We start from the raw sequence: 17,606 nt of genomic DNA, 5'->3' as shown, positions 1-17,606 counted from the left end.
ACCTCACGCACCGCCCGTTCCAAGGAGACCCCCGGATGCCCGCCCAGCGCGCCAGCGCCCCCGCCCTGCCCACGCTGGGCGGCAAGAAGCCCAGCTACCGCGAGCGAGTCGCGGACGCGTTGCGGGCCGCCCTCATCGCGGGGGAACTGCGTCCGGGCGAGGTGTACTCCGCACCGGGCCTCGCCACCCGCTTCGGTGTCTCGGCCACACCCGTCCGCGAGGCCATGCTCGACCTCACCAAGGAGGGCCTGGTCGACACCGTGCCGAACAAGGGCTTCCGGGTCACCGCCGTGTCCGAGAAGCAGCTCGACGAGTACACGCACATCCGCTCGCTCATCGAGATCCCCACGACCGCCTCGCTCGCCGCCACCGCCGACCCCGCAGCCCTGGAGGCACTGCGCCCGGCCGCCCAGGAGAGTGTCACCGCGGCCGCCACCGGTGACCTCATCGCGCACGTCGAGGCGGACATGCGCTTCCACCTGGGCCTGCTCGCCCTCGCGGGCAACGAACACCTGGTCGAGGTGGTCAGCGACCTCCGCAAGCGATCCCGCCTCTACGGCCTGCACGCGCTGGTGAAGGCGGGCCGCCTGGAGGCCTCCGCCGCCGAGCACCTGGACATCCTCGACGCGCTCATCGCCCGCGACGAGGAGGCGGTACGGGCCGTCATGACCCGTCACCTCGGACACGTACGGGGGTTGTGGGCGGCGGAGTGACCTCGGCGGCGACACGCTGCCGGGCAACCCGCCTCGTCCGCACCTCCATGCTCTCCTGAGTGCGCCCCGGCAGCCGCGAGAAGGACGCACGTTGAGCAAGCGCATCCGCAGGTCTCCGCTCCTCCACAGATCCGCGCTCCCCGACAGATCCGCGCTCCTCCACAGATCCCCGCGCCTGCGCGGATCCCTGGTCGCGGCCGTCGCTGCTGTCGCCGTAGCCGCGCCGGTCGTCCACGCCCCGGGCGCCTCCGCCGCGGTCGCCTCCCCCGAGACCGAAGCCGCCGCGGAGGCCCCCGACCACGATCTGCTCAGCAGGAGGGGCGAGCGGACCCAGCGCGCCCGGGCCCTGGCCCTCGCCAAGGTCGCCGCCGGACAGGCGACGGCCGAGACACGCGGTTCCTCGCAGCGCATCGAGTACCGCCAGGGCTCGTACGCGGAGACGGCCCGCACCGCGGACCGGATCTTCGTGCTTCCGGTGGAGTTCAGCGACTACACGCACAACCGGATCCCCGAGCCCGACCGCGCCACCGACAACGCCACGGTGTGGACGCGGGACTACAGCAGGGCCTACTACCAGCGGCAGATCTTCGGCACGGCGGACGAGACCGCGGGCGACACCCTCAGGTCGTACTTCCAACGCCAGTCCAGCGGCGTCTACTCGATCACCGGCACCGTCCACGACTGGACCCGAGTCGACCACCCTCTCGCGCACTACGGCACCGACGCCTGCCGGAAGAACGGCGTGGCCATCTCGACGTACTACTGCAACGAGCAGCTCGTCACCGACGGCCTCAACAGCTGGTACGAGGACCAGCGCGCGACGGGCCGGACCGCCGCCTCACTGGCCAAGTACCTTGCCACGTACGACACATGGGACCGCAACGACCACGACCGGGACGGGATCTTCAACGAACCCGACGGTTATCTCGACCGGGTGATGCTGACGTTCGCGGGGGAGTCGCAGGCCAACGGCGGCGGTGTCAACGGCACCGATGCCATCGGCTCCCACCGCGGCAGCGTCAGCTATCTGCAGTCCGGCGCGGGCAAGTTGGGCCCCGCCAACGGAAACCGGGACGGCGGCAGCCAGGTCGGCGACTCGGGCATCTGGGTCAACGACTACACGATGACCAACGAGAACAGGGGACTTGGCACGCTCGCCCACGAATACGGCCACGACCTGGGTCTGCCCGATCTGTACGACACCTCCGGCGGCGAGAACTCGACCGGCTTCTGGTCGGCCATGTCGCACGGCTCACTGCTCTCGGAGGAGACCGAACTGTCCGCCCATCCCGCCGACCTGGGCGCCTGGGCCAAGCTGCGACTCGGCTGGCTCGACCATGCGACCGCACAGGCCGGTACGGCCTCGACCGTCGTCCTGAACCCGCTGTCGGTCCACTCCTCCACGCAGGGCAAGGAAGCCCTCCTGGTGAAGCTCCCCGCGGACGCGGACGGCAACGCGCGCTACTACGTCGTCGAGAACCGGCAGTACGTCGGCGAGGACACCTACCTCAAGTCCGGACCGTTCCAGCTGGGTTGGCGTTCCACACTGCCCCGGCTCAAGGAGCGGCTGCACTACGAGAGCGGCACGCTGATCTGGTACTGGAACACCAAGTATCGGGACAACAGGACGAAGGCCAACGGCGGCCACGGTCAGATCCTGCCGGTCGACGCACACGCCGAGCCCGCCCTGGACACCTCCGGGGCCGTCATCCGGAGCCGCCTCCAGACGTACGACGCTCCCTTCGGCCGCCGGCCCACCCTTCCGCTCACCTTCCACCAGAACGGCGTGGAGACGACGATCCCCTCCCGGCCGGGTGTCCCGGTCCTCGCCGGACCCGACGGCACCACGATCACCGTGGACAAGGAGTACCCCGACGGCCGAGTGAAGGTTTCGGTCGGTTCGTCCGGCTGACCGCCCTCCCCTGTGGGGCTCCTCCCGACTGCGATACAACTGGAACATGGCAAAGATCCTCATCAGCGCCGACATGGAGGGCGCCACCGGGGTGACCTGGCCGGCCGACGTACTGCCGGGCACACCGCAGTGGGAGCGGTGCCGGTCGATGTTCACCTCGGACGTGAACGCGGCCGTCCTCGGCTTCCTCGACGGCGGCGCCGACGAGGTCCTCATCAACGAGGCCCACTGGACCATGCGCAACCTGCTCCTGGAGCAGCTGGACGAACGGGCGCAGATGCTCACCGGGCGGCACAAGTCGCTGTCCATGGTGGAGGGCGTGCAGCACGGCGACGTCGACGGCATCGCCTTCGTCGGCTACCACGCGGGAGCGGGCATGGAGGGCGTCCTCGCCCACACCTACCTCGCCAACTCGATCACCGGCGTCTGGATCAACGACGTACGGGCCAGCGAGGGCCTGCTCAACGCGCATGTCGTCGCCGAGTACGGCGTCCCCGTCGTCCTCGTCACGGGCGACGACGTGGCCTGCGAGGACGCGCTCGGTTACGCCCCCGAGGCGCTGAAGGTCGCCGTCAAGGACCATGTCTCGCGGTACGCGGCCGTGTGCCGCACACCGGCGCGTACGGCGTCCGACATCCGTGCCGCCGCCAAGGAGGCCACGCGGCTCGCGGTGCGGCACGAGCCCGTGGACGGCGGCCCGTTCACCGTGGCCCTGGAGTTCGACGCCGAGCACCTCGCGATGGCGGCCACCGTCGTCCCGGGCGTCGAGCGCGTCGGGGAGCGGAAGGTCGCGTACACCAGCCCGACCATGTACGAGGGGATTCGTACCTTCAAGGCGGTCACCACGATCGTCTCGGCCGCCGTGGAGGAGACCTATGGCTGACAGCAGGAGCGCGACCGACGAGCACACGGCCAGGCACGGGGCGGTCGACGGGCAGGCCCTGGACGAGGTCGTCCGGTTCACCTCCGATCTCATCCGGATCGACACGACCAACCGCGGCGGCGGTGACTGCCAGGAGCGGCCGGCCGCCGAGTACGCGGCCGCGCTGCTCGCCGAGGCGGGTCTGGAGCCGACGCTCCTGGAGCGCACGAAGGGGCGGGCGAACGTCGTCGCGCGCCTGGAGGGCACCGATCCGTCCGCCGACGCGCTGCTCGTCCACGGTCACCTGGACGTCGTACCGGCGCAGGCGGAGGACTGGAGCGTGCACCCGTTCTCCGGGGAGGTCCGCGACGGGGTCGTCTGGGGCCGGGGCGCGGTCGACATGAAGAACATGGACGCGATGATCCTCGCGGTCGTACGGCAGTGGGCCCGCGCGGGCGTGCGCCCCCGGCGCGACCTCGTGATCGCCTTCACCGCGGACGAGGAGGCGAGCGCCGAGGACGGCTCGGGCTTCCTCGCCGACGAGCATCCGGGGCTCTTCGAGGGGTGCACCGAGGGCATCAGCGAGTCCGGCGCCTTCACCTTCCACGACGGCTCCGGCCGCGAGCTGTACCCCGTCGCGGCGGGCGAGCGCGGCACCGGCTGGCTGAAGCTCACCGCACGCGGCCGGGCCGGTCACGGCTCCAAGGTGAACGGGGAGAACGCGGTGACCCGGCTGGCGGCCGCCATCGCGCGGATCGGCGCCCACGAGTGGCCCGTACGGATCACCCCGACGGTCCGCGCCGCGCTCACCGAGATGGCGGCGGTGTACGGCATCGCGCCCGACTTCGACGATGTGGACGCCCTGCTGGACAAGCTCGGTCCTGCCGCCTCGCTCGTCGAGGCCACCGTGCGCAACAGCGCCAACCCCACCATGCTGAACGCCGGTTACAAGGTCAACGTCATCCCCGGGGAGGCCGTCGCCTACGTGGACGGACGCTATCTGCCCGGCACCGAGGACGAGTTCCGCGCGACCCTTGACCAGCTCACCGGTCCGGACGTGGAGTGGGAGTTCCACCACCGAGAGGTGGCCCTGCAGGCACCGGTGGACTCGACGACGTACGCCAACATGCGTGCCGCCGTGGAGGAGTTCGCGCCCGAGGGGCATGTCGTGCCGTACTGCATGTCGGGCGGCACGGACGCCAAGCAGTTCTCGCGCCTCGGCATCACCGGATACGGATTCGCGCCGCTCAAGCTCCCGCCGGGCTTCGACTACCAGGCCCTCTTCCACGGGGTCGACGAACGCGTGCCCGTCGAGGCGCTGCACTTCGGCGTCCGGGTACTCGACCGCTTTCTGCGCACGGCCTAGGGAAAAATGGGGGACATCGTGCAGACCCTGGCCTACGGTTCCTGGCCCTCGCCCATCGACGCGTCGCTCGCCGCCGCGCACGACGGACACCCCGACTTCGTCGGCTTCGTCGGCGACGAGGTCTGGTGGACCGAGCCCCGGCCCACCGAGGGCGGCCGCCGCACCCTGGTGCGCCGCCGCGCCGACGGCACCGAGGACTCGGTCCTGCCCGCCCCGTGGAACGTGCGCAGCCGCGTCATGGAGTACGGCGGACAGCCCTGGGCCGGGGCGGTCGGCGACGACGGCCCGCTGGTGGTGTTCGTCGATTTCGCCGACCAGCGGCTGTACGCGTACGAGCCCGCCCGCCCCGACAAGGAGCCGCGCCCCCTGACGCCCGTGTCGCTCGTGGGCGGCGGACTGCGGTGGGTGGACCCGCGGATGCATCTCGAACTGGGCGAGGTCTGGTGCGTACTGGAGGAGTTCACCGGCGACGGGCCGACCGATGTGCGGCGGGTCGTCGCCGCGGTGCCGCTGGACGGTTCGGCCGCGCAGGACCGGGACGCGGTACGTGAACTCACCGACGGGCAGCACCGGTTCGTCACCGGACCGCGTATCTCGCCCGACGGGCGGCGCGCGGTCTGGCTGGCCTGGGACCACCCGCGGATGCCGTGGGACGGGACCGAACTGATGGTGGCCGAGGTCGGCCCCGACGGCACGTTCCGGGGGGCCCGGAAGGCCGCCGGCGGCCCCGACGAGTCGATCGCCCAGGCCGACTGGTCCGCCGACGGCACCCTGCTGTACGCGAGCGACCGCTCCGGCTGGTGGAACCTCTACCGCGACGGCGAGGCGATCTGCACGCGTGAGGAGGAGTTCGCCGGGCCGCTGTGGACGGTCGGCCGCCGCTGGTTCGCGCCCCTGGAGAGCGGACTGATCGCCGTCGTGCACGGCCGGGGCGCCACCGCGCTCGGCATCCTCGACCCGGAGACCGGTGAGGTCGTCGACGCGGCCGGACCCTGGACCGAGTACGCGGCCACGCTCGCCGCCGACGGCAGCCGGGTCGCCGCCGTCGCGGCCAGCCCGCGCAGCGCCTACGAGGTCGTCGAACTGGACGCCCGAACCGGCCGGGCACGGGTCATCGGCGCCCCGCACGACGACCCGGTGGACCCCGCCCACTACCCGGAACCGCAGATCCGCACGTTCAGCGGGCCCGCCGGGCGCGAGATCCACGCGCACATCTACCCGCCGCACCACCCCGGCCATGTCGCCCCCGGCGACGAGCTTCCGCCGTACGTCGTGTGGGCGCACGGCGGCCCCACCGGCCGTGCCCCGCTCGTCCTCGACCTGCACATCGCGTACTTCACCTCGCGGGGCATCGGGGTCGCCGAGGTCAACTACGGGGGATCCACCGGGTACGGCCGCGAGTACCGCAACCGGCTGCGCGAGCAGTGGGGTGTCGTGGACGTCGAGGACTGCGCGGCCGTCGCGCTCGCCCTCGCCGAGGAGGGCACCGCCGACCGCGACCGGCTCGCCGTCCGCGGCGGCAGCGCGGGCGGCTGGACCACGGCCGCGTCCCTGGTGAGCACCGACGTGTACGCCTGCGGGACGATCATCTACCCCATCCTCGACCTGGCGGGCTGGGGCACGGGCGAGACCCACGACTTCGAGTCCCAGTACCTGGAGACCCTGGTCGGACCGCTCGCCGAGGTCCCCGGGCGGTACGCCGAGCGCTCGCCCACCGAGCACGCCGACCGCGTCACCGTGCCCTTCCTTCTCCTCCAGGGCCTCGACGACGTCATCTGCCCGCCCGCGCAGTGCGAGCGGTTCCTGGCCAGGATGGAGGAGCGGGCGCGGCCGCTGCCGCACGCCTACATCGCCTTCGAGGGCGAGGGCCACGGCTTCCGTCGGGCCGACACGATGGTGCGTGCCCTGGAGTCCGAACTCTCCCTGTACGCCCAGGTGTTCGGCCTGAATCCGCCCGGCGTCCCCACCCTGGAGCTCGCCAAGTGAAGGAACTCGTGCGACCTCGGCGGCTGGCTCCCGGAGCCCGTGTCGCCGTCGTCGCGCCGAGCGGTCCCGTGCCCGAGGAACGGCTGCAGGCGGGCCTCGACATCCTGCGCGGCTGGGACCTGGACCCGGTCGTGGCACCTCATGTCCTCGACCGGCACGGCACGTTCGACTACCTGGCGGGCACCGACGCCGATCGGGCAGCCGACCTCCAGTCCGCCTGGTGCGACCCGAGTGTGGACGCCGTGCTGTGCGCCCGCGGCGGCTACGGCGTGCAGCGCATGGCCGAGCTGCTCGACTGGGACGCGCTCCGGGCCGCCGGCCCCAAGGTGTTCCTCGGCTTCAGCGACATCACGGCCCTGCACGAGGCCTTCGCGACCCGGCTGGGGCTCGTGACACTGCACGGACCCATGGCCGCGGGCATCGACTTCATCAAGAACGCCCGCGCCCAGGAGCACCTGCGGGCAACGCTCTTCGAACCGGAGTCGGTGCGGACCCTCACCTCGGCCGGGAGCGCGCTGGTGCCGGGGCGGGCCAGGGGCGTCCTCCTCGGCGGCTGCCTGAGCCTGCTCGCCGCCGACCTCGGCACACCCCACGCCCGGCCCTCGGCGCGCGGCGGCCTCCTGTGCCTGGAGGACGTCGGCGAGGAGACCTACCGCCTGGACCGCTATCTCACCCAACTCCTGCGCGCCGGCTGGCTCGACGGCGTCACCGGGATCCTGCTCGGCTCCTGGGAGCGGTGCGACCCGTACGACCGGATCAGGGCCCTCGCCCTCGACCGGCTCGGCGGGCTCGGGGTGCCGATCGCCGAGGAGTTCGGCTTCGGGCACTGCGAGGCGGCGCTGACGGTCCCGTTCGGGGTGCCGGCGGAGCTGGACGCCGGGGCGGGGACGCTGACGCTGGACGTGCCCGCGCTGGCCTGACGCCGGTGGCGCCGACTGAACGGCTTGGCGCCGGTGACGGCCGTGAGGGGCGTGAGGGCCATGACGGTCGAGTCACCCCTGTGGCCCCCCGCCTCACCCGGAGGAACCTCTCACCGCGCGTGACCCCCACTACCCGGCCCATCCTGGTCGCATGAGCCCGAAGACCTCGGAGAGCAGTGGTGGCGGAGGCAAGGCAGGCGGACGGAACCTGATGACGCCCGGGCGGGTGTCCGTCATCGCGCTGGCCCTGCTCGCGCTGATCTTCATCTTCGAGAACACCCGCGCCACCAAGATCCGCCTGCTGATCCCCGAGGTCACCATGCCCCTGTGGATGGCACTCCTCGGCACGGCGGTGATCGGCGCGCTGTGCGGGGCGTATTTCATGAAGCGCCGAAGCTGACCTGCCGCGTACCGTTGCGGGATGCATGGCGCTACCGAATACCTCGCCGAAGGCTCCCGTGTGGGCATACGTCACTACACCCACGAGGACGGTGCCGAGTTCATCGCCCGGGCGCGTGAGAGCAAGGCGCTGCACCAGCCCTGGCTGTTCCCGCCGGCCAATGCGGCCGCCTACGCCTCGTACGCGGGACGGCTGATCGAGGACCCGACGAAGGCCGGGTTCCTCGTCTGCGAGAAGGACGGCGGGGGGATCGCCGGGTTCATCAACATCAACAACATCGTCGAGGGCGCCTTCCAGTGCGGGGCGCTCGGCTACGGGGCCTTCGCGCACGCGGCCGGGCGCGGGCTGATGGGGGAGGGGCTCGACCTGGTGGTGCGGTACGCGTTCGGCGGGCTCGGACTGCACCGGCTGGAGATCAACGTCCAGCCGGACAACGCCGCCTCGATCGCGCTGGCCCGCCGCTGCGGCTTCCGTCTGGAGGGCTTCTCGCCGGAGTTCCTCTTCATCGACGGGGCCTGGCGGGACCACGAACGATGGGCCGTCACCGCCGATATGATTCGAACATGAGTCCTATCCGGAACCTTGTCGTCCTGGACGCCCCGTCGAACCTGGGCCTTCGCCCGTCGGCCCCGGGCACCGTCCCCGGCTGCTACAAGCTGGCCGGAGCCCTGCGCGAGCAGCGGATCGTGGCCCGGCTGCACGCCCTGGAGGGCGGCGTGGTGGTACCGCCGCGCTACGACCGGGGTGACTGGCAGGAGGGCGACGGTGTCTTCAACGCCGCCGCGATCGCCACCTACACGCGCACGCTCGCCGACCGCATCGAAGGGCACGTACGGGCCGGGGAACTGCCCGTCGTCCTCGGCGGCGACTGCTCCATCCAGCTCGGCGCCTCGCTCGCGCTGCGGCGGATCGGCCGGTACGGGCTCGTGGCGGTGGACGCCTCCCACGACTTCCGGCACCCGGGCAACTCCGAGAGGGTCGGCGCGGCCGGCGGGGAGGAAGTGGCCCTGGCGACCGGACGCGGGCAGGACGACCTGACCGACCTGGAGGGGCTGAAGCCCTATCTGCGGGACGAGGACGTGCGGTTCTTCGGCATCCGGGACGAGTTCGAGGAGGACCGGGCCGAACTCGCCGCGCTGAAGATCCCCACGGTGACCGTCGGCGACGTGCGCGAGTGGGGAGCCGACGCCCTGGCCCGGGCCACCGCCCAGGCCTTCGACGTGCCGGAGCTGGACGGCTTCTGGGTGCACCTCGACGCCGATGTGCTCGACCCGTCCGTGATGCCCGCTGTCGACAGCCCCGACCCCGGCGGACTGCTGCCCGACGAACTGACCGCGCTGCTGCGGCCGTTGGTGAACTCCCCGCACTGCGTCGGCTTCAACGTCACCATCTACGACCCCGACCTGGACCCGGACGGGACCGCCGGCGCCCTGCTCGCCGACATCGTCGTCGCGGCCTTTGCGCAATCCTGACCGGGAGTGCCCCTGGTCGGCTCGCCGTCCACGCTGTTCCATGGTCGACGTGACGACCATCCGACGTGACGTACTGACGCTGCCGGTCGCGGAGTTGGGCCCCAGCAACCCCCTCCCTCCGCTGCGTCCGCTCGACGAGACGCACCACGTGGACGAGCGGGAGCGCGAGGGCCTGCCCCGTGACATGGCCCGCCAGATCGGCTACGAGCCGCTGCGCAGCCTGCTGCCCGAACGTGTCCGCGACGGCTACGGGAGAACGCGGGAGCCCCGCGAGGTCGAGGCGCTCGTCATCGAGAACGACCGGCTGCGCGCGACCGTGCTGCCCGGCTACGGCGGCCGTGTCGTGTCCCTCTTCCACAAGCCGTCCGACCGTGAACTCCTCTACCGCAACCCGGTGTTGCAGCCCGCCGACTTCGCGCTCAACGGCGCCTGGTTCTCCGGCGGCATCGAATGGAACATCGGCGCCACCGGCCACTCGCCCCTCGCCTGCGCACCCCTGCACGCGGCCCGCGTCACCGCGCCCGACGGCGGCGAGATGCTGCGCCTGTGGGAGTGGGAACGGCTGCGCGACCTGCCGTTCCAGGTCGACCTGTGGCTGCCGGAGGGATCCGACTTCCTGTACGTCGGCGTACGCGTCCGCAACCCGCACGAGAAGGCCGCGCCGCTGTACTGGTGGTCCAACACCGCGGTCCCCGAGGAGCGCCGGGTGCTCGCGCCCGCCGAGGAGGCCTGGCACTTCGGATACGAGCGCCGGCTGCGCCGGGTGCCGGTTCCGGTGTGCGAGGGCGCCGACCGGACGTATCCGCTGCGCGGCGAGTACCCGGCCGACTACTTCTACGAGGTGCCCGACGGACAGCGGCGCTGGATCGCGGCTCTCGACGAGACGGGACAGGGGCTCGTGCAGACGTCCACCGACGTGCTCCGCGGGCGCAAGCTCTTCGTGTGGGGCTCGGGCAGTGGCGGGCGGCGCTGGCAGGAGTGGCTCACCGAGCCCGGCACCGGCGGCTACTGCGAGATCCAGGCCGGGCTCGCCCGCACCCAGCTGGAGCACCTGCGCCTCGACGCGGAGAGCGAGGTGGCGTGGCTTGAGGCGTACGGGCCGCTGACGGCCGACGCGGAGACCGTGCACGGCACCGACTGGGCCGCGGCACGCTCCGGAGTCGAGGAACGGCTCCAACAGGTCCTGCCCCGTGGGGAGTTCGAGACGGCGTACGAGAACTGGCGGACGTCCGCCGACACCGAACCCGGTGAGGTGCTGGCCGTCGGATCCGGCTGGGGCGCGCTCGAAGTCCTGCGCGGCGCGCTCAAGCTGCCCGGCACGCCCTACGAGGAGGACACGCTCGGGGACGCACAGGCGCCCTGGGCGGAGCTGCTCCGGTCCGGGGCCTTCCCGGAGCCCCGCAGGGTGGCACCGCCCGGGGAGACACTCGTCGCCCGGCACTGGCGGGACATGCTGGAGACGGCACCCGCGAAGCCGCTCACCGAGTACCACCTGGGCGTCGCCCAGTGGCACGCCGACGACCGGGCACAGGCCGTGCGCAGCTGGGAGCGGGCACTGGAACTCGCCCCGTCCCTCTGGCCGTTGCTGCGCTGCCTCGCCGTCGCCGACCAGGACGCGGGCAACCGGGAACGGGCCGCCGACCGGTACACGGAAGCCTTCGACGACCTGTGCCGGGAGCGGCGCGACGACGGGGAGGCCTGGACGGCGGCCACGGCCGCGCTCGGCCGGGAGGCGATCGCCGCACTCCTCGCGGTGCGGCGGACGGCGAACGCGCGCTCCGTCTGGGAGCGGCTGCGCCCGGCGACCCGCGAACGCGGCCGGTTCCGGCTGATCGAGGCGGAGTTGCTGCTCGCCGAGGGCGACAGGGCTGCGGCACGCGCCGTCTTCGACGCCGGCTTCGAGGTGGCCGACCTGCGTGAGGGCGCCGAGGCCATCGGCGTGACGTGGTCCCGTATCGCCGACGAGCCCCTGCCGGAGCGCTACGACTTCCGGATGCGGCCGCCCGGTACCGACAGCGCGGGATGACTTGGGCGTGGGCGCCGGGTGGCCTACTCGGCCGCGCGGCGGTCCACGTACTCGTACACGTAGCCGTCCGGGTGCATCGCGATCAGGTTGCGGCCCACCGGTGTCGCCACCGGGCCCGCCACGACGTGGGCGCCCGAGTCGGTGAGCACCCGGTGGGCTTCGTCGACGTCCGTCACCGCGATGGTCGCCGAGACCTTGCGGAGCACCTCCAGCTCCGACTCCGGCCCGCTCATCAACAGGAAGCAGCCGACGGCGGCGACGGAGACACCGCCGCGCTCGAAGCGGAGCGCCGGTCCGCCCGCCAGCTTCTCGTAGAAGGGGACCGCAGTCTCCAGGTCGTCGACGCAGATGCGCAGCGTGGCTCCCAGAATGTCCATGCGGACGAGCCTAGTTGGGGTCGGCCGGGAACGAGATCGTTTCGTACGGATCCCGGGACACGGGCCGGGGTCCCGCCGGCCGAACGGAGCCGGAGGCGCCCGGCGTTACGGGCGAAGGGGCGCGGGTACCCGGCCGCCATGGACCGCATCGAACACATGGAACATCTGGACAAGCACCTGGTCGACGAACTGGCGCAGGTGGCCCGCGACGCCGTACGCGAGGAACTGCGGGAGCAGACCGTCAAGCAGCGCCGTACGGCCTCGCTGTACGCCGCGTCCGGCGCCGTCGCCCTGTACGCGGGCGCGGCCCTCGCGCTGACCGTCGGCCTCGTCCTCGCGCTCGGCCTGCCCGACTGGGTGGCCGCGCTGATCACCGCCGTCCTGCTCGGAGCCGCGGCCTACGCGCTGCGCAACGCGGCGAGGCCGACCGCACCCCGGTCCGCGCCGACGCACGCCGCCGAGGGACAGGCCGCTGCGGGGCAGGCAGCTGCCGGACAGGCCGCCGAGGGGCAGGCGGCGAGGGTCGCCGGCAGCACGGCTCCCGGAACGCCGCCCGGCGGTCTCGCCGGGCCCTCCGCCCCGCCGGTTCCGCCCGTCGCTCCCGGCGGCGTGAGCGGGGCGCCCGGCCCCTCCGGTGCGGGCACGACCCCGATGCCGAGTGCGACGGATCCCGAGGGCCCGCATCACCCGGCCCGGTGAACCCACGGAGGCGTACCGAAGCGGTGCGCCTCCGTCGCGTGGGATGCGGTGACGGGCCGCGCCCCGGACAATCGGGGAGGAGACACCGTCCGCGGCCCCGCACGGCCGGGACCGAGCCCGACGGGTCCCGCCGGTCCTCCGGTGTGCCCGGCGCCCGGCGCGAAGCGCCCTCGCGCGGGGATCGCGTGGATCTCGACGTTTCGGCGTCCCTGCCGGGGGGACGCGGAAGGCCCCGAAGGACGACCCCGCCGGAGGCGCCCCATGAGCCGACCCCGTGTCGTGATCGTCGGAGCAGGATTCGCCGGATACCAGACGGCGCGCACCCTGTCCCGGCTGACCCGGAACAAGGCCGACATCGTCCTGCTGAACCCCACGGACTACTTTCTCTACCTTCCCCTGCTGCCCCAGGTCGCCGCCGGTGTCCTGGAGCCGCGCCGCGTCACCGTCTCGCTGACGGGCACCCTGCCGCACGTACGGCTGGTGCTGGGCGAGGCCGACGGCATCGACCTCGAAGCGCGGACCGTGCACTACACCGACCCCGAGGGCGACGGCGGCACCCTGTCGTACGACCGGCTCGTCCTGGCCGTCGGCAGCGTCAACAAACTGCTGCCCGTACCCGGTGTCGCCGAGCACGCGCACGGCTTCCGCGGACTGCCCGAGGCGCTGTACCTGCGTGACCACGTGACCCGGCAGATCGAACTCGCCGCCGCCGCGGACGATTCCAAGAACTGTTCCTCGCGCTGCACCTTCGTGGTGGTCGGTGCGGGATACACCGGTACCGAAGTCGCCGCGCAGGGACAGCTGTTCACCGACCAGCTGGTGCGCAAGCGGCCGCTCAGGGAGGGGATGCGGCCGCGGTGGCTGCTGCTCGACATCGCCCCGCGTGTGCTGCCCGAACTCGACGAACGGCTGTCGAGCACCGCCGACCGGGTGCTGCGCGAGCGCGGTGTCGACGTGCGCACCGGTACGTCCGTCGAGGAGGCCACGTCGACCGGAGTGCGGCTGAGCGACGGGGAGTTCGTCGACACCCGGACCCTTGTGTGGTGCGTGGGTGTGCGGCCCGATCCACTGGTGGCAGGGGTCGGGCGGCCGATGGAGCGCGGGCGGCTGCTCGTCGACCCGTATCTCCAGGTGCCGGGCCACCCCGAGGTGTTCGCCTGCGGTGACGCGGCCGCCGTGCCCGATCTGGAGAAGCCCGGGGAGTACACGGCGATGACCGCGCAGCACGCCTGGCGGCACGGCAAGGTCGCGGGCCACAACGTCGCCGCCTCGTTCGGTGTCGGCACCCGGCGTGCCTACCGGCACCGCGACCTGGGCTTCGTCGTCGACCTCGGCGGGGTGAAGGCCGCCGCCAATCCGCTCGGCATCCCGCTGTCCGGGCCGCTCGCCGGAGTCGTCGCCCGCGGCTACCACCTCGCCGCGATGCCCGGCAACCGTGTCCGGGTCGCCGCCGACTGGCTCCTGGACGCCGTACTCCCGCGCCAGGGCGTCCAGTTGGGCCTGGTCCGCTCCTGGTCGGTACCGCTGGAGTCCGCCTCGCCGGAGCTGGCGCGGGTGGCGGGCGGCCCGGAGAAGCGGGCAGCCGCCGCGGGCGGTGACGGGAGCCCCGCGGACTCCGGGGCGGGCGGCCCCGGTGGGTCCGGGGCGGCCCGGGTGTCCAAGGCCGAGGCGTCTGCGGTGCGTGACCCGGGCAACCGCCCGGCCCCGGATCCGGACGCCCTCGCGGCCCGGGATCCCGACGCCCCCCGGCCTCCGGCTCCCGGCCGTCCCGCGGGTCCGGCCGGGAGCCGCCCGGCGGGCAGTGCTTCCGCCCGCCCGGCAGGCGCGGCCCCCGACAGCCCGACGTCTCGCGGCCCCGGCGACCAGGCGGGCACCGACACCGACAAGCCCGCCGCCCCCAGCCCCGTACGCCCCGACGAAGGAGAGTCATGAACACCCGTCAACTCACCGAACTGGGGCAGCAGTTGCGCGTGGACAGTGTCCGCGCGGCCGCCGCGGCGGGATCCGGGCATCCCACCTCCTCGATGTCCGCCGCCGACCTGCTGGCGGTCCTGTTCGCCAACCATCTGCGCTACGACTTCGACCGCCCCGCCCACCCCGGCAACGACCGCTTCATCCTGTCCAAGGGACACGCCTCGCCGCTGTTGTACGCCGCGTACAAGGCGGCCGGGGCCATCAACGACACCGAGCTGATGACCTTCCGCAGGCTCGGCAGTCGCCTCGAAGGGCATCCGACACCGCGCCGGCTGCCGTGGGTCGAGACGGCCACCGGATCGCTCGGGCAGGGCCTGCCCGTCGGCGTGGGCATCGCGCTGTCCGGCAAGCGGCTCGACCGGGTCGGCTACCGGGTGTGGGTGCTGTGCGGCGACAGCGAGATGGCCGAGGGCTCCGTCTGGGAGGCGGCCGAGCACGCCGGATACGAGCATCTCGACAACCTCGTCGCGATCGTGGACGTCAACAGGCTCGGCCAGCGTGGCCCGACCAGGCACGGCCACGACCTCGACGCGTACGCCCGCCGCTTCCGGGCCTTCGGCTGGCACACCGTCGAGGTCGACGGCCACGACGTGGACGCGATCGACCGGGCGTACGGCGAGGCGGTCTCCACCGCCGGACAGCCGACCGCGATCATCGCCCGCACCCTCAAGGGCAAGGGCGTCGCATCCGTCCAGGACCGCGAGGGCCTGCACGGCAAGCCGCTGCCCGACGCCGACGAGGCGATCGAGGAACTCGGCGGAGTGCGCGACCTCCGCATCGAGGTCCGGCAGCCGCCCGCCGCCCGGATGCTCCACGCCGTCCGCGCCGGGCACCTGGAACTGCCGCGCTACGAGACCGGCGAGGAGGTCGCCACCCGCAACGCCTACGGGCAGGCGCTCGCCGCGCTCGGCACCGCGCGCGGAGACGTCGTCGCCCTCGACGGCGAGGTGAGCGACTCGACGCGTGCCGAGTTCTTCGCGAAGGAGCACCCCGACCGGTTCTTCGAGTGCTACATCGCCGAACAGCAGCTCGTCGCTGCCGCCGTGGGGCTCGCCGCGCGCGGCTGGGTGCCGTACGTGTCCACCTTCGCCGCCTTCCTCACGCGTGCCCACGACTTCGTCCGGATGGCGTCCGTCAGCGGGGCCGGCATCAACCTCGTCGGCTCCCACGCCGGTGTCGCGATCGGGCAGGACGGGCCCTCCCAGATGGGTCTTGAGGACCTGGCGATGTTCCGGGCGGTGCACGGCTCGACCGTGCTCTACCCGTGCGACGCCAACCAGACGGCCAAGCTCGTCGCCGAAATGGCGGGCTGCGAGGGCGTCCGCTATCTGCGCACCTCGCGCGGCGAGATGCCGGTCCTGTACGGCCCGAACGAGGAGTTCCCGGTCGGCGGCAGCAAGGTGCTGCGGGTCTCCCCGCAGGACCGGCTGACCGTCGTCGCCGCCGGAGCGACCGTGCACGAGGCGCTGAAGGCCGCGGACGCACTGGCCGCCGACGGCATCTCCGTGCAGGTCATCGACCTGTACTCGGTCAAGCCCGTGGACCGTCGGACCCTGCGCGAGGCCGCCGACCACACCGGCTGCCTGCTGACCGTGGAGGACCACCACGAGGAGGGCGGCCTCGGCGACGCGGTCCTCGACGCCTTCCTCGACGGACGCCCCACACCCCGGCTGGTCCGGCTCGCCGTGCGCACCATGCCCGGCTCGGCCTCGCCCGAGGAGCAACTGCACGCCGCCGGTATCGACGCCGAGTCGATCGCGGCCTCGGCGAAGCTGCTGGTGGAGAACGCGATCGTGCGATGACCCGTCCCGACTGGTACATGCAATGACGCGTCCCGCCCGGTACATGCGATGACGCGTCCCGCCCGGTCCGTACGGGACACGGGCGTCCGGAAGGAGTGACCATGGCCGGCACACGGTCCGTACGGGCCGGCCGGCGGACCGTCGAGGTCCACCGGCCCGACAAGGTGCTGTTCCCCGGCGACGGGTCGGCGAAGGAGTACACGAAGGCCGACCTCGTCGAGTACTACCGCGAGGTCGCCCCGTACATGCTGCCGCACCTGCGGGGACGGCCGCTGATGCTGGAGCGGTACCCGGACGGGCTCGGCGGGCCCCGGTTCATGCAGAAGAACGTCCAGGACCACGACCCGGACTGGATCAGGCGGGTCGAGGTGACCAAGGAGGGCGGCACCGTCGTCCACCCCGTGTGCGACGACACCGCGACCCTCGTGTACCTCGCCGACCAGGCCTGTCTGACCCTGCACCGGTGGCTGTCGCGGGTCTCCCAGGACGGCCGGGTGGACCGTCCCGACCGGCTGGTCTTCGACCTCGACCCCTCCGGCGACGACTTCGGGCCGGTGCGCGAGGCCGCCCGGCTGGTCGGCGAGCTCCTCGACGAACTCCGGCTGCCGTCCGCCCTGATGACCACCGGCTCCCGCGGACTGCACGTCGTCGTACCGCTCGACGGACGGCACGACTTCGACGAGGTACGAGAGTTCGCCAAGGCCGTCGCCGACACCCTCACCGAGGCGCACCCCGAGCAGCTCACCACGGCCGCCCGCAAGAAGGACCGCGGCGACCGCCTCTACCTGGACATCCAGCGCAACGCCTACGCCCAGACCTCGGTCGCCCCCTTCACCGTCCGCGCCAAGCCAGGTGCCCCGGTCGCCACCCCCCTCACCTGGGAGCAGCTCGACGACCCCGCACTCGGCCCCCGCCGCTGGACCGTCGCGGACGCCGTCGACCAGGCCCGAACCGACCCCTGGGCGGGTCTGCTCCGCAGAGGGCGCGCGCTCGGTCCTGCCCGGCGCCGGCTGAACGCGCTGCGCGGCTGAGGCGCGTACCGGCCGGGGACGAACAACCGGTCGTGGAACGCATCCTTGGAGGTTTGGCCAACGTCC

The 17,606-nt window shown here is 72.7% G+C and carries 15 protein-coding genes; 14 read left to right on the top strand and 1 reads right to left on the bottom strand.

What is annotated here, in order from left to right; genetic code table 11:
* The first annotated feature begins 35 nt into the window (after positions 1–35).
* The 10 genes from ACZ5VQ_RS10020 to ACZ5VQ_RS09975 all read left to right on the top strand — a co-directional run bounded on the left by ACZ5VQ_RS10020 (position 36) and on the right by ACZ5VQ_RS09975 (position 11,657).
* A complete protein-coding gene (locus ACZ5VQ_RS10020; RefSeq protein WP_469104471.1) occupies positions 36–713 on the top strand; it encodes a GntR family transcriptional regulator in 678 nt (225 codons plus the stop codon).
* A gap of 91 nt (positions 714–804) precedes the next feature.
* Positions 805–2,625 carry an immune inhibitor A domain-containing protein gene (locus ACZ5VQ_RS10015; RefSeq protein ID WP_469104470.1) on the top strand — a complete coding sequence of 607 codons (1,821 nt, stop codon included), beginning with the start codon at positions 805–807 and terminating at the stop codon, positions 2,623–2,625.
* 46 nt (positions 2,626–2,671) lie between these two features.
* Positions 2,672–3,508: a M55 family metallopeptidase gene (locus ACZ5VQ_RS10010; protein ID WP_326758580.1), complete on the top strand. Its 837-nt coding sequence runs from the start codon at positions 2,672–2,674 to the stop codon at positions 3,506–3,508.
* Positions 3,501–4,853: a M20/M25/M40 family metallo-hydrolase gene (locus tag ACZ5VQ_RS10005; RefSeq protein ID WP_469104469.1), complete on the top strand. Its 1,353-nt coding sequence runs from the start codon at positions 3,501–3,503 to the stop codon at positions 4,851–4,853. Before ACZ5VQ_RS10010 ends, ACZ5VQ_RS10005 begins: the two co-directional genes overlap by 8 nt.
* 6 nt (positions 4,854–4,859) lie before the next feature.
* Complete coding sequence (locus ACZ5VQ_RS10000; protein WP_469104468.1) at positions 4,860–6,839, top strand: prolyl oligopeptidase family serine peptidase; 1,980 nt, start codon at positions 4,860–4,862, stop codon at positions 6,837–6,839.
* Entirely contained in the window at positions 6,836–7,759 is a 924-nt protein-coding gene (locus tag ACZ5VQ_RS09995) for a S66 peptidase family protein (RefSeq protein ID WP_469104467.1), read from the top strand. Before ACZ5VQ_RS10000 ends, ACZ5VQ_RS09995 begins: the two co-directional genes overlap by 4 nt.
* 151 nt (positions 7,760–7,910) lie before the next feature.
* Positions 7,911–8,159, top strand: a complete 249-nt coding sequence (locus ACZ5VQ_RS09990; RefSeq protein ID WP_469104466.1) for a LapA family protein — start codon at positions 7,911–7,913, stop codon at positions 8,157–8,159.
* A gap of 21 nt (positions 8,160–8,180) precedes the next feature.
* Positions 8,181–8,726: a GNAT family N-acetyltransferase gene (locus ACZ5VQ_RS09985; protein WP_469104465.1), complete on the top strand. Its 546-nt coding sequence runs from the start codon at positions 8,181–8,183 to the stop codon at positions 8,724–8,726.
* A gap of 5 nt (positions 8,727–8,731) precedes the next feature.
* Positions 8,732–9,631 carry an arginase family protein gene (locus tag ACZ5VQ_RS09980; RefSeq protein ID WP_469104591.1) on the top strand — a complete coding sequence of 300 codons (900 nt, stop codon included), beginning with the start codon at positions 8,732–8,734 and terminating at the stop codon, positions 9,629–9,631.
* Between the two features lie 40 nt (positions 9,632–9,671).
* Entirely contained in the window at positions 9,672–11,657 is a 1,986-nt protein-coding gene (locus ACZ5VQ_RS09975) for a DUF5107 domain-containing protein (protein ID WP_469104464.1), read from the top strand.
* 23 nt (positions 11,658–11,680) lie between these two features.
* On the opposite strand, the gene ACZ5VQ_RS09970 is transcribed toward ACZ5VQ_RS09975, so the two are convergent.
* On the bottom strand, positions 11,681–12,034 hold the full coding sequence (locus ACZ5VQ_RS09970) for a VOC family protein (RefSeq protein WP_307520235.1): 354 nt from the start codon (positions 12,032–12,034) through the stop codon (positions 11,681–11,683).
* 138 nt (positions 12,035–12,172) lie between these two features.
* Between ACZ5VQ_RS09970 and ACZ5VQ_RS09965 the strand changes: the two genes are divergently transcribed.
* The 4 genes from ACZ5VQ_RS09965 to ligD all read left to right on the top strand — a co-directional run bounded on the left by ACZ5VQ_RS09965 (position 12,173) and on the right by ligD (position 17,540).
* Positions 12,173–12,733, top strand: a complete 561-nt coding sequence (locus ACZ5VQ_RS09965; protein WP_469104463.1) for a phage holin family protein — start codon at positions 12,173–12,175, stop codon at positions 12,731–12,733.
* 261 nt (positions 12,734–12,994) lie between these two features.
* Positions 12,995–14,665 (top strand): NAD(P)/FAD-dependent oxidoreductase, encoded by a 1,671-nt coding sequence (locus tag ACZ5VQ_RS09960; RefSeq protein WP_469104462.1) that lies wholly within the window; start codon positions 12,995–12,997, stop codon positions 14,663–14,665.
* Complete coding sequence (locus tag ACZ5VQ_RS09955; protein ID WP_362076885.1) at positions 14,662–16,509, top strand: transketolase; 1,848 nt, start codon at positions 14,662–14,664, stop codon at positions 16,507–16,509. Before ACZ5VQ_RS09960 ends, ACZ5VQ_RS09955 begins: the two co-directional genes overlap by 4 nt.
* Before the next feature lie 101 nt (positions 16,510–16,610).
* On the top strand, positions 16,611–17,540 hold the full coding sequence (gene ligD / locus ACZ5VQ_RS09950) for a non-homologous end-joining DNA ligase (RefSeq protein ID WP_469104461.1): 930 nt from the start codon (positions 16,611–16,613) through the stop codon (positions 17,538–17,540).
* Positions 17,541–17,606 lie beyond the last annotated feature (66 nt).

This window comes from Streptomyces sp. NPDC033178, assembly GCF_055577685.1.
Note: the sequence above shows the minus strand (reverse complement) of the source record. Positions and strands in the feature narration are given on the sequence as shown.